Here is a 12,175-nt window from a genome sequence, read left to right as displayed (position 1 = left end):
GCCCGACCCGCCCCCATGGGCGGGCGCGATTGCGCCCACCCCGGGACGGGCGCGATCCTTTCCGCTCATGAAAATTGCGGGTCAAGAGCATGCTTCAGGCCCCCAGCTCGGCGCGGATGGCCTGTTCGTCGATGTCGTCATGCTCGGCGATGACCACCAGGGCGGTCTTGCGCGGCTGCGCGCCCCAGGGCTGGTCGTATTGGGCACGCAGGCGCTCGCCCACGGCCTGCACAAGCATCCGCATCGGTTTCCCCTCCACCGCGACATAGCCTTTGACGCGCAGGATATTGCGCTCGCGGGCGAGTTTCACGATGGCATTTTGCAGCGCTTCTGGATCGGAGACTTCGCCCATTTCGACAACGATGCTTTCAAAATCGTCATGCTCGTGGTCGTGATGGCCGTCGTGGTGGCTGGGGCGGGCGTCCAGATCGTCCTCGGCAGCCGCCTCGAGCCCTAGGATGATGCGCGGGTCGATGACGCCTTCGCTCATCGGCAGGATCGGCAGCTTGCGCGGCGCCTCGGCCTCGATCACGGCGCGGGCCTTCTCGACGCCTTCGTCGCCGGCCAGGTCGGCCTTGGACAGGAGCACGATGTCGGCGCAGGAGACCTGGTCTTCGAAGACTTCGCTGAGCGGAGTTTCGTGGTCCAGGCTCTCATCTGCTTCGCGCTGGGCGGCAACCGCGTCCAGATCGGGGGCGAACTGGCCTTTGGCAACGGCCTCTGCATCGGCCAGCGCAATCACGCCGTCAACGGTGATGCGCGAGCGGATCGCGGGCCAGTCAAACGCTTTCAGCAGCGGTTTGGGCAGGGCCAGGCCGGAGGTTTCGATCACGATGTGATCCGGCTTTTCCGGCAGGTCCATCAGCTGCTCGATGGTGGGGATGAAGTCATCGGCCACGGTGCAGCAGATGCAGCCGTTGGCCAGTTCCATGATGTTCTCGGCCGGGCAGTTCTCATCGGCGCAGGACTTCAGGATGTCGCCGTCGACACCGGCGGTGCCGAATTCGTTCACCACAACCGCCAGGCGCTTGCCCTGCGGGTTCTGCATCAGGTGGCGGATCAGGGTGGTCTTGCCTGCACCGAGGAAGCCGGTGATAACGGTGACGGGGATCTTGTTGAGATCGCTCATGATTACTCCTCGGAAGGGAAGGCGGCCGGCGGGATGCGGGCAACGGATTGTTTGCGGAATGCGGTGGGGCGCTCGCGCCAAGGCACAAGGCCGTCGGTTGTGGCGGCATAGGCGGCTGTGCCTGCCAGGATCTCAGGGATATGCTCTTCCGGGTCCATGTCGCCGTAGACATAGCTCCAGCGTTCCTCGCCGCCGGTCAGCAGCACGGTGCAGCTTCGCGAACAGGCCGACAGGCATTTGACGCCGCGCAGCGTTACGCCCTCGGGCATGCCGGCCTCTTTCAGCGCATCATGCAGCAGGGTGCCGGGGCGGGTTGCCTCGGGATCGGCGCCTTCGTTGCGGCACGTGAGGCACACGGTCAGCGTGACCGGTCCCGGTTTGCTGGCGGGGGTGCCCGCCTGATCGTCAGCCATCAGCGCGTCTCCTGTCGCGGCAGGGCTTGCGGGATGGCCGAAAAGGAACTGTCTCGTGCCAGCCCCTCACCCGGTCGCAGAACACCCCGTCTGCCCGTTGATCTCTCTCCTGCTGGCAGGTCTCCCGGCTTGCGGATGCCAAGGCGTTCGCCTTGCCGGCCATCCTGCCTTCCCGGGATATCTCCCAGTGGCATGGCGGCCTCATCCGGTCACGGTCGCGGGGGCGGCTGTGCTTCAGCCTGAGCAGGCCTTCACATTCCCTCTTCGCCTGTTTTCACAGGAACCAGCGGAACCCCCTTGCGCTATGGCGGGCTTCTTTGTCAAGACATGGGGTCAAACAGCTGGAGAGCCCCTATGAGCGAAAAGTCTGAAACCGGCATTTCAGAAGAAGAAGCCGCCCGTCACGCCTCGAAGATGGCTAAGAAGAAGGCGGCGCGTGACCGGATGATGAAGACCAAGGAGGGCGAGAAGGGACTGATCATCGTCCACACCGGGCCGGGCAAGGGCAAATCCTCGTCGGGGTTCGGGATGATCATGCGCTGCATCGCCCATGGGATGCCGTCTGCGGTGGTGCAGTTCATCAAGGGCGCCTGGCAGACCGGCGAGCGCACTCTGATCGAGGAGAACTTCAGCGATCTGTGCCAGTTCTACGCGATGGGCGAGGGGTTCACCTGGGAGACCCAGGACAAGGCGCGCGACATCGCTGCCGCCCAGAAGGGCTGGGAGAAGGCCAAGGAGATGATCCTGGACGAGCGCAACACCATGGTGCTCTTGGATGAGATCAACATCGCGCTGCGCTATGAATACCTGGACCTGGAGGAGGTGCTGGAGTTCCTGGTGGAGCAGAAACCGCCGATGACCCATGTGGTGCTGACGGGGCGCAACGCCAAGGAGGAGCTGATCGAGATCGCCGATCTGGTGACCGAGATGGGCCAGATCAAGCACCCGTTCCGCGCCGGGGTGAAGGCGCAGAAGGGTGTGGAGTTTTAATCTCTTACAGGCGGCAAAAGGCGGCGAAAGGCGGCAAATCCGATCGGGCCTGAGGTTTTGCGCTTTGCTTTGCAAATCGCCGGGGGGCGGGGGCGCTGCCTGCGGCAGCGCCCCCGCCCGGCCCAACGCTTTTCAGGGAACCTCTGGTTCCTTGAAAAGGGGCGGGAGTGCCCCCCCCCGTGTCTTGATGCCCCGCCTGCCTCCGCGCTTAAGCCCCTCCGCGCTTAAGCCGCCAGCCTCGCGGCTTTCTCGCTGATATAGGCATCCACCGCGGCGCGCTGCGCCTTATCCAGGCGCAGGCCCAGCTTGGTGCGGCGCCACAAATAGTCGTCGCCTGCGCGCACCCATTCGCGGGCAATTGCCCAGTCAAGCTCGCGGGCAGTGATGGTGGCGCCAAAGTCCCGGCCCAGATCACCGGCGGACTTGGCATCGCCCAGCACCTCCCAGGCCTCCAGCCCGTAAGCGCGGATCAGCCGGGCCGCCCAATAGGGCGTCAGGAAAGGGTATTCCTTGGCGAGCCGGGTTTTCAGCTTTTCCACATCCTCCACCGGGAAATCACCGCCTGGCAGGGCCGCGCCTGCGGTCCAGTCCGCGGGCAGCTGCGGGAAGACTTCACCGATCTTCGCCAGCGCCGCCTCGGCCAGCTTGCGGTAGGTGGTGATCTTACCGCCAAAGACATTCAAGAGCGGCGCCTGCGCCTGATCCAGTGTCAGCACATACTCGCGGGTCGCCGCAGTGGCGGAGCTGGCGCCGTCGTCATAGAGCGGGCGGACACCGGAATAAGTCCAGGCAATATCCTCGCGGCGCAGCGGCTGCTCGAAATATTGCGACGCGAAATCAATCAGGTAGTCCTGTTCGGTCTCGGTGCATTCAGGCGCCGTGTCCGGATCCGGATGGTCGGCGTCGGTGGTGCCGATCAGGGTGAAATCCTGCTCATAGGGAATGGCGAAGATGATCCGCCCGTCGGTGCCTTGGAAAAAGTAGCAGCGGCCATGATCGAACAGTTTCGGCACCACGATATGGCTGCCGCGCACCAGGCGGACGTTCTCGCGGCTGTTCTGGCCCAGCTTCTGGTGCAGCACGTCGGCCACCCAGGGGCCGCCCGCGTTGACCAGCATTTTTGCGCGGCGCTGGTGGGTTTCGCCGCTGGCCTGATCCTGCAGCGTGATCACCCAGTGGTCCGCATGGCGCTCCGCTGACAGCACTTTGGTCCGGGTCAGGATTTCGGCACCGCGGGCCTGCGCGTCACGGGCGTTCAGCACCACCAGCCGGGCGTCCTCGATCCAGCAGTCGGAATACTCAAAGGCGGTCTTGAACTTGCTTTTCAACGGCAGGCCCGCCGGGTCGGCTGCCAGGTCCAGCTTGGCGGTGCCGGGCAGGATGCCGCGTTTACTCAGGCTGTCGTACAGAAACAACCCCAGCCGGATCAGCCAGGCCGGGCGGCGGCCCTTCATCCAGGGCATGAAGGTCGTCAGCAGCTTGGACGTCGGCGTCTCGCTGTCGAACCGCATGTCCTTGTGGAAGGGCAGCACAAACCGCATCGGCCAGGAAATATGCGGCATCGCCTTCAGCAGCACCTCGCGTTCGATCAGCGCTTCGCGGACCAGGCGGAACTCGAAATACTCCAGATAGCGCAAGCCACCGTGGAACAGTTTGGTCGAGGCCGAGGAGGTGGCGGAGGCGAGGTCGTTCATCTCGGCCAAGGTCACCGAGAGGCCGCGGCCAGCCGCGTCGCGGGCGATGCCGCAGCCGTTGATGCCGCCGCCGATGATGAAGAGGTCCGTGACAGGTGTATCAGTCATTTTCGCTGCTTTCGTTTTGTCCTGCGGTGAGGATCCTTGTACCCGCCGCCTGTGCGGCCTGGGCGAATTCTGCCGGTACGGGGCGGTCGGTGATGACAACATCCAGATCTGCTGCATCGCAGATCCGCACCGGGGCGGAGCGGTCGAACTTGCTGCCGTCGCAGACCAGCACCTTCTGCCGTGCGTTTTTCAGGATTGCACGGGCGACAGATACCTCGCGGGCATCGTGATCCATCACCGCGCCGTCGGCATCCAAAGCCGAGGCGCCGATAACCGCAAAATCCACCTTGTAGCGGGAGAAGAACTCCACCGCGTCCTCGCCAACGATGGCGCCATCGCTTTGCCGCACGGTGCCGCCGGCCAGGATCAACTCCTTTGCCTGTCCACCCATCATCATATTGATAATGTTGATGTTGTTGGAAATCACCGTCAGGCCGCTGTGGCCGGAAAGGGCCCGGGCAACCTGTTCGGTGGAGGTGCCGATGTTGAGCGAAAGCGAGCAATTGTCGGGGATCAGCTCAGCGGCCATGGCTGCCATCGCCAGCTTGTTGCCCGCGTTCAGCTTGCGGCGGTCCTCATAGCCTTGGCTGGCAGCGGTGCTGACCCGGACGGCACCGCCGTGCACACGGGACAGGGCGCCGCGTGCCGACAGGTCGCGCAGGTCGGCGCGCACCGTTTGCAGAGAGACGCCAAAGCGCCGGGAAAGATCCTCGACCTCGACCCGGTCCTGCTGGTTCAGCAGGGAGACGATTTCGTTCTGACGGCCAATGGCATCCATTTGCTTTCCTTTCGCTGCGATTCTCTAGCGCATCAGGAAGGGAGAGTCACGATTCATTTTCGTTTTGATTTCGTGAATGCTGAAAACGAAAAAGCGCGCCTGGTGCGGCGCGCTTTGGCTGGTTCAGAAACGGGCTGGATCAGCTGAGCGGAATCAGGTGGTTGTCCCAGGCCAGATCCGCGCGGTGCAGCGGGTGCAGGCCAATGTCTGAAACCGAGAAGAGACGGCCGGTTCCGGTGCTGGCGGTGAACCCTGCGGCAGAGGGGGCAAGCCCGCAGACATCTGCCATCCTGTGCTCCTGCAGCAGGGTGCCGGAAACCGTATCCATCACTTGCAGCACCCCGCCGCGCGGCGAGGTGACGCCAATGTGCGATCCATCCGCGGAAAAGGCGATAGAGCCGCCGTAGCCCTGCATGTTCAGGATGCGGGGGTCGTCCTCAGTCAAAAGGCGCGCCGGGCCGCCGGGATGGTGCAGGCCTGCGGTGGGGACTTGTTCCCCCAGATCACCTTGCCACTGCATGGCAAAACCCACGGTGCCATCCGCGCGCATAGCCAGGTGGCGGATCGAGTTCAGATGCAGTTCCCGCGGCAGCTCCAGCTGCTCTTGCAGGGTGCCGTCGAAGTTCAGGTAACTGAGGTTCGGACGCATATCGGGCAGGTTCAGCTTGGCACGGCCGCTGTCGGGGTGGGTCTCGATACCGCCATTGGCCACCACAAGCCCCGGCGCGTCCCGGCGCAGCAGCATATCATGAGGGCCGATGCCGCCGGAACTGAAGGAGGTCAGGCGGCGGTAGCCGTTTGCCGCGTCCCAGACGCCGATCACGCCGCGGGCGTTTTCATAGTCATTTTCGGTTGTGAACAGGCGGCTGCCATCAGGTGAACACACCCCATGACCATAGAAATGATGGCCCGCGGGCGGCTGCAACCGGGCAATGGCGGCGCCGCTGCGGCAGTCGATCACATCGGCAAAGCGGCCCGGGCGGCGGGCAAAGGCCACCGCCTCGGGGCGCACCGGGTGGGCTGCCGCGGCATGGCCGCGGGCGGGCAGGGGGTGGCGGAACAGGATCTCGCCGCTGGCGTTCAGGCCTGCGAGCAGGAAATCCCCGCTGGCGTTTTTGCCTGCCGACAGGAAAGCCGGGCTGCCTGCGCTGGCCCAAGTGGTTTGCGGGGCAAGGCTTGCGGCGAGAAGGCCGGTCAGAAATCCGCGGCGGGAGGTCATGGTGCTTCCTTTCCTTAGTCGCCGTCCAGCGCGTTGAAACCGGCCGCGACGCCCAGTGCGGGGCCCAGTTCATCAGCCATCAGGCCGCGCAGGTCCTTGACCTCCTGCTGCAGCGATTCGATGCGGAAGCGGCTGGCGGGATCGGCCACGCCGGCAAAGACCGGGTCATCGAGGGTTTCCGCCTTCTTACGGGCCTTGGCAAAACCTGCGGTGATCTTGGCCTGCAGCTCCGGGTTGCTGTCCGCCAAGGCCAGCGCCAGCGGCTCCATAGCGTTGAGCGAGACCAGCACATGGCGCAGGCTGCGCCCCGAGCGGCGGGCCTCGGCACGATTTGGGCGGGGCCTGTCATAGGTGCCCAAGGGGCGGCCCAGGCGCATGTCGTCCAGCACCTGCAGTCCGGTCGTCAGCGCTTTCAGCAGCTCCTGGGTGATTTCATCCTCGCTGCGATAGCGGTTTTTCGGCGCGCGCATTTCGGTGGTGAAGGTTTCGGCCCAGTCCATGGCGATGGCTTGCGCAGTTGCGGCAATGCCGGTGCTGATGGCGCGGGTCAGGGCACAGCGGTAGTCCGCGCTGCCCGCGGTGGATAGGTCCGGATCATAGAGCAGGAATTCCAGCGCATAAAACCCGCGGGCGGCGATGGAGTAGCTGGCGAAATTATCCGGATCTCTGACGCCTTCATCCTCGCTGCGGATCAGATTGGCCAGCGCCTTGGGCGTCTTGCTGCGGCTGTCGGGCCAGAATGCCAGCGCAAAGGCGCGGCTGTCCGTTTCCGTCGGACCAAAGCGGTAGTGGCTGGCGGCGATCCAAGCGTCGAAGGCTTCGCCATAGGCCGCGCGCAGGCCTGCGGAATGCGGGGTGCAATCGGCTTGGGCGGCATCGGCCAGCGCAGCCGCATCCGCCGCCAGCTCCTCAAAGGCCGGCAGGATCAGCTGGTCTGTGATATTGCTGGTCAGCTCCGAGGCAGCCGCTGGCGCAGCGGCCAAGGCGAGGGTCATAGCAAGGGCGCGCATCAGAGGCTCTCTAGGAAAGAAATCAGGGCGGCGCGGTCCTGCGGCGGCAGTTTCACGATACGGGTTTTCGCGGGTTCTGCCTCGCCGCCATGCCACAGGATGGCCTCCAGCAGGGTACGGGCGCGGCCGTCGTGCAGGAAGGTGGCGCGCGGTGACACCTGCTGTGTCAAGCCAATGCCCCATAGCGGCGCAGTGCGCCATTCGCGCCCCGTGGCGCGGGCTTCGGGGCGGTTGTCGGCCAGGCCTTCGCCCATGTCATGCAGCAACAGGTCGGAATAGGGCCAAATCAGCTGAAAGCTCTGCTCCGGGCGGTCCGTCAGCCGGTGGGTCACATATTTTGGCACATGGCAGGATGCGCAGCCGCTGTCATAAAACACCTGCTTGCCGCGCAGAACCTGCGGGTCGCCGGTGCTGCGCCGGGCAGGCACGCCCAGGTTTCGGCTGTAGAAGGTGACCAGATCCATATTCGGCTGGTCGATCTCGGTTTCACGGGAATCACCGCCACCGTGCGGGGCCGTCTGGCAGGCGGTCTGCCGGTCCGTGCATTCTCCTGCATGGGCAGGGAACAGCGGGGTGGAGATGCCGATATCTCCGGCAAAAGCGCCTGCGGATTGCTCATGCACGGTTGGGGAACCTGCCTTCAGCCCAAAGCGGCCCAGCATGATCTGCTCGAACTCCCGCGACCAGACCAGATTGGCGCGGCCTGAGATGCCGTCGCCATCTGCGTCACCTTCATCCGCATGGGCCAGGATGTCGGCTGTCGGGATCGCCTCCAAGAGGCCCAGGCCGATCATCGGCGGCGCGACCCGGGGGGAGAGCATGGCGCCCTCGGCCAGCGGGCCGTAGCCGAGATTGGCGGCAGTATAGCTGGGGCGGCGAAGGGTGGCAGTCTCGCCGCCGTTCAGGGCAACCTCGAATTCCTCATATTCGACCTGCAGCTTGTACTCCGGCGCGATGCCGGGGGCAGAGAAATCCTGCAGCTGGCTGCCGTAGTGCGGATCGGGGACCGTGCCGATGTAATCGGTGATCTCCTGCAGCTCCGGCGGCACCGGGCCGGGCACAGACACCCGCAGGAACATGGTGGTGGCGGCATAATCCGGCTGCTCCGGCACATGGCCGCGGCCGTCTTTCAGGTGGCAGCGCTGGCAGGAGCGGGCGTTATAGAGCGGCCCCAGCCCGTCGGAGGCCTTGGTCGAAGCGGGTGAGAACACCCAGATTTTCTTGAACAATCCGTTGCCCAGCTTGAACTCCAGCTCCTGCTCGAAGCTGAGGTTGGCGGAATGCTGCGAGAACGCCTCGTCATCGGTGCGGGCGCGCACCGTGGCGGCGCCTGCGGGCAGGTCTTCGAACCGTTCGGGAGCGGAGAAATCCGTGGCCGGCGCGGTGGCACTGGCAATCCGGGCGCGTTCGGCATCGCTGCGGGGCAGGGGGGAGAGATGCGGCTCGGCCTGGTATTGGCTGGCCAGGTCCAGCGCCGCAAGCGGGGTGGCCGCCGCAAGCGCGGCAGCCAGAGCAATGTTAGTCTTCAACCTCTGCCATCTTGGTGGCGTTGAGCTGGGCATAGTTTTCGGCACCGATCCGGTCATGCAGTTCAAGCTGCGTTTCGAGGAAGTCGATATGGCCTTCTTCATCCGCCATCAGGTCTTCAAAGAGCTTTTGGGAGACGTAGTCGCCGGCTTTGTTGCAGACATCGCGGGCGTCTTTGTACAGCGCGCGGGCATCCACTTCGGCGGCAAGGTCGCATTCGAGGGTTTCTTTCGGCGTCTGGCCGATCCGCAGCGGGTCAAGCTTTTGCAGGTTCGGGTGGCCGCCGAGGAACAAAATCCTTTCAATCAATTTGTCCGCGTGCTGCATCTCTTCGATGCTTTCCTCGCGGCTTTTCTTGGCCATGCTGCCCAGGCCCCAATCGTCCTGCAGCCGGTAATGCAGCCAGTACTGGCTGACGGCCGTCAGCTCATGGCGCAGCGCTTTGTTGAGATAGTCGATAACCTTGGGGTCGCCCTGCATAATGTTTCTCCTGAATTGATGCCGCGCGCAAATTCGTAAGCTGCGCAGGTACTTCCAGCTTACTGCTGGACCGCATCGTGTCGAGGAAAAGCGGCATGCATCCGCCGCAATCGGCGGTTTTCCCCAAGGCGTGATAAATCTTGCCAGGGGTGATTATCGTTTCGGGGTCGGCGCTTCGCATCCAGTCGATGGCCGCGCGGATGTCATGGTCCGATATTTGCGTGCAGTGGCAAACAATCATGCTGCTGCGTCCTTACCCTTTGGCGCAAAAGGCCAAGTGATTCCGTTGGGAAATATATCCGACAGAAATGCTGGGGTTTCAAGGGTTATCCATACTAAAATACTTGGGAATGGGGCGACGGGCGGCAACCCGCTTGCAAAAAGGGGCCGCGCGAAACGCAGCCCCCTAGTGCGGTGGAGTTCAGGGGAATCCAAACGTCACCAAGGGAAAATTCAGGCGCCCAGCGGGATGATCAGGTTCACACCCAGAACGGTGCTTTTGGTGCCGGCTTCGTCCACGCGGGCGATGCCGCCGCCGATGGTGGCGCCGCTTTGAAACTCGTAATCGGCGCCAATGGTGATCAGGTCGGTCTCGCCCGCGCTGTCCAGATCGCGGTGCACCAGGCCGCCCGACAGGGTGACGCTGCCGATGGTATAGGCGCCGGTCAGAGTGGCATACAGCCCATCGTCGGCAGAGCCGCCGGCGTTGGAGAAGGCGGCCACTTCACCATATACGTCGAAACCGCCGTCGAAAGAATGCGCGAGGCCGGCCACGAAACCCTGCTCGTCATCAACGTCGCCTGCGCCGGCGCTCAGATGGCGCGCGCCGATGTGGTAGCGGGTATCACCGGCTTCCTGGCTCCACTGGATGGCAAAGTTGTCGAGATTTCCGGTGTTGCCTGCACCGCCGTCCGCGGTGGAGGTGCGGCCGCGGTCATAGCCGACAGAACGGCTGAGGCCGGAATCATCGGCGTAGAACACGCCAAAGGACAGGGTGCCCGCGCCGCTCAGTTCGACATCGGCCAGGATGCCGATTTGCTCAACCAGTTCATAGTCCTCGGCGATGGAGCTGCCGAAGTAACCCGCCGCGTCGTCCCAGGCAGTGCCGAAGACAGGCGCGAGTTTACCCACCGAAACGGTGGTGTATTCGCCGATGCCAAAGGAGACGCCCAATTCTTCGATATAGACGCCCATATCGTCAAAGGTGCGGTCATCGGCGGCATCGGTCAGCAATTCTGCGGTGACGGTGGCAAACAGCTCGACGCCGTTGCCAAAGCTATATGCGCCGGAGGCGGTGATCACGGCAAAGGTGTCGCGGATCTCGGCAGTTGCGTCATCAGAGGAGACGACGCTTTCATTGGCGATCTCGATCTCTCCTTCCCAGCTGAAGCCCTGGGCCAGGGCGGCGTTTGCGCACAGGAAGACGGGGGCGCTGAGGGCCAGCGCCGCGGAAGTTTTGATTTTCATGGGGAGTTCTTCTTTCTGCTGAGGGGCCAGGCCGCCGATGACAGCCGGGCCCCGTCATATTGATTCTGTTATGTTATTACGTTACGAAATCTTATTCGAAGACTGCCGAGGGGTTGTCAAGGCTGTCGGAACCTTCGATCGCGACACCGTCCAGTTTCAGCGTGGCCACGACACGCTCGATCGAGCGGGTCTGGTCGATCAGGCCGTTGACGCCGCCCATCACCAGCGCTTCGCCGGCTGTGTTGCCCTGGGCCAGCATCTGGTCATAGGACAGGCCCGCCTCCGCTGCGGTCTTGATGCGGCCAAGCGCCTGCATGGTGGTCGACAGCTTGCCGCGCATCTCGGCGTCCAGGTCCGCGTCCTTGGCAGCAACCAGATCGGACAGCGACGCACCCGAGACCAGTTCGCCGTTCACCCGCACGTATTCGCCCAGATAAACGTTCTGCACACCCAGCCCGTCGTAGTAGTGGCTGTTGTGGGTGTTGTCGGAGAAGCAGTCATGCTCTTCCTCCGGGTCGTTCAGCATCAGGCCCAGGCGCATCCGCTCGCCGGCCTGTTCGCCATAGGACAGCGAGCCCATGCCGGTCAGCATCGCGGTGATGCCGGCGCTTTCATCCGCCAGCAGCGCGCTGCGGGCTTCGCCTGCTTCCCCCCACTGGGCAGCGATCCACTCCAGATCAGAGATCAGCAGCTCGGTTGCGGCCTGCAGGTATTCGCCGCGGCGCGCGCAGTTGCCGCCGGTGCAATCGTCACCCGACGCGTAGTCGGTCCAGGGGCGGTCGCCCGCGCCATGTTCGGTGCCCTTCAGGTCCTGGCCCCACAGCAGGAATTCGATTGCGTGATAGCCGGTGGCCACATTGGCCTCGACCCCGTCAGCCTCATGCAGGGCGCCTTCCAGCAGTTCAGGCGTGATCTTGGCGGCGTCGATCACCTTGCCCGACAGCTCAAAGCTGGGGTTGGCGATCACATTGAGCGCCGCAAGGGTGTTTTCGTCGCTCGGCCCGCCATAGGAGGCGTCGACATAGTCGATCAGGCCCTCGTCCAGCGGCCAGGCGTTCACCTTGCCTTCCCAGTCATCGACGATGGCGTTGCCGAAACGGAACACCTCGGACTGCTGGTAAGGAACCCGGGCGGCGATCCAGGCGGCGCGGGCGGCTTCCAGGTTTTCGGCGGAGGGGTGCGCGACCAGCGTGTCGACAGCTGCCTTCAGCACCTTCGCGGTGGCCAGGCTGTCCTGGTACTTGGCCTCAGCGATATTGGCGTAGTTGGTCAGAACTGCGGCCTTGTCGGCGGCAAAGGCTGTGGTGGCGCCAAAGGCGAGACCAGCGAGGGCAGTGCCCGTGAGAAACAGGGATTTCAT

Annotated in this window: 12 protein-coding genes and 1 riboswitch; of the genes, 1 reads left to right on the top strand and 11 read right to left on the bottom strand. The window is 64.0% G+C overall.

Translation table 11 applies throughout. The features are described 5' to 3' along the window. Positions 1–94 precede the first annotated feature (94 nt). Complete coding sequence (gene cobW / locus ACXAEK_RS20015) at positions 95–1,129, bottom strand: cobalamin biosynthesis protein CobW (RefSeq protein ID WP_039128726.1); 1,035 nt, start codon at positions 1,127–1,129, stop codon at positions 95–97. A 2-nt stretch (positions 1,130–1,131) separates the two neighbouring features. After that, positions 1,132–1,542: a DUF1636 family protein gene (locus ACXAEK_RS20010; protein ID WP_475044602.1), complete on the bottom strand. Its 411-nt coding sequence runs from the start codon at positions 1,540–1,542 to the stop codon at positions 1,132–1,134. 97 nt (positions 1,543–1,639) lie between these two features. After that, positions 1,640–1,845: riboswitch (cobalamin riboswitch) on the bottom strand. A gap of 51 nt (positions 1,846–1,896) precedes the next feature. Here ACXAEK_RS20010 and cobO point away from each other — a divergent pair. Continuing rightward, the gene (gene cobO / locus ACXAEK_RS20005; RefSeq protein WP_039173313.1) at positions 1,897–2,532 is read left to right on the top strand and encodes a cob(I)yrinic acid a,c-diamide adenosyltransferase; all 636 of its coding nucleotides are present in this window, start codon (positions 1,897–1,899) and stop codon (positions 2,530–2,532) included. 224 nt (positions 2,533–2,756) lie between these two features. Here cobO and glpD read toward each other — a convergent pair whose 3' ends face one another. From glpD to ACXAEK_RS19960, 9 genes are all read right to left on the bottom strand, one after another. Beyond that, positions 2,757–4,334, bottom strand: a complete 1,578-nt coding sequence (glpD, locus tag ACXAEK_RS20000; protein WP_475044601.1) for a glycerol-3-phosphate dehydrogenase — start codon at positions 4,332–4,334, stop codon at positions 2,757–2,759. Next, a complete protein-coding gene (locus tag ACXAEK_RS19995; protein ID WP_475044600.1) occupies positions 4,327–5,112 on the bottom strand; it encodes a DeoR/GlpR family DNA-binding transcription regulator in 786 nt (261 codons plus the stop codon). The genes glpD and ACXAEK_RS19995 overlap by 8 nt, the downstream gene beginning before the upstream one ends. A gap of 139 nt (positions 5,113–5,251) precedes the next feature. After that, positions 5,252–6,331: a DUF1513 domain-containing protein gene (locus ACXAEK_RS19990; protein WP_475044599.1), complete on the bottom strand. Its 1,080-nt coding sequence runs from the start codon at positions 6,329–6,331 to the stop codon at positions 5,252–5,254. Between the two features lie 14 nt (positions 6,332–6,345). Further along, on the bottom strand, positions 6,346–7,341 hold the full coding sequence (locus ACXAEK_RS19985; RefSeq protein WP_475044597.1) for an imelysin family protein: 996 nt from the start codon (positions 7,339–7,341) through the stop codon (positions 6,346–6,348). Next, positions 7,341–8,870, bottom strand: coding sequence for a di-heme oxidoreductase family protein (locus ACXAEK_RS19980; RefSeq protein ID WP_475044596.1), 1,530 nt, complete (start codon positions 8,868–8,870; stop codon positions 7,341–7,343). Before ACXAEK_RS19980 ends, ACXAEK_RS19985 begins: the two co-directional genes overlap by 1 nt. Continuing rightward, positions 8,860–9,348, bottom strand: a complete 489-nt coding sequence (bfr, locus tag ACXAEK_RS19975; protein ID WP_475044595.1) for a bacterioferritin — start codon at positions 9,346–9,348, stop codon at positions 8,860–8,862. The genes ACXAEK_RS19980 and bfr overlap by 11 nt, the downstream gene beginning before the upstream one ends. Further along, positions 9,296–9,589, bottom strand: a complete 294-nt coding sequence (locus tag ACXAEK_RS19970; protein WP_475044593.1) for a (2Fe-2S)-binding protein — start codon at positions 9,587–9,589, stop codon at positions 9,296–9,298. The genes bfr and ACXAEK_RS19970 overlap by 53 nt, the downstream gene beginning before the upstream one ends. Positions 9,590–9,801: 212 nt before the next feature. Continuing rightward, positions 9,802–10,815: a porin gene (locus ACXAEK_RS19965; protein WP_475044592.1), complete on the bottom strand. Its 1,014-nt coding sequence runs from the start codon at positions 10,813–10,815 to the stop codon at positions 9,802–9,804. Positions 10,816–10,906: 91 nt separating this feature from the next. Further along, entirely contained in the window at positions 10,907–12,175 is a 1,269-nt protein-coding gene (locus ACXAEK_RS19960) for an imelysin family protein (RefSeq protein WP_475044590.1), read from the bottom strand.

This window comes from Leisingera sp. ABM4_101, from assembly GCF_056158725.1.
The sequence above is the reverse complement of the archived record's forward strand: the minus strand, read 5'-3'. Positions and strand labels throughout refer to the sequence as shown.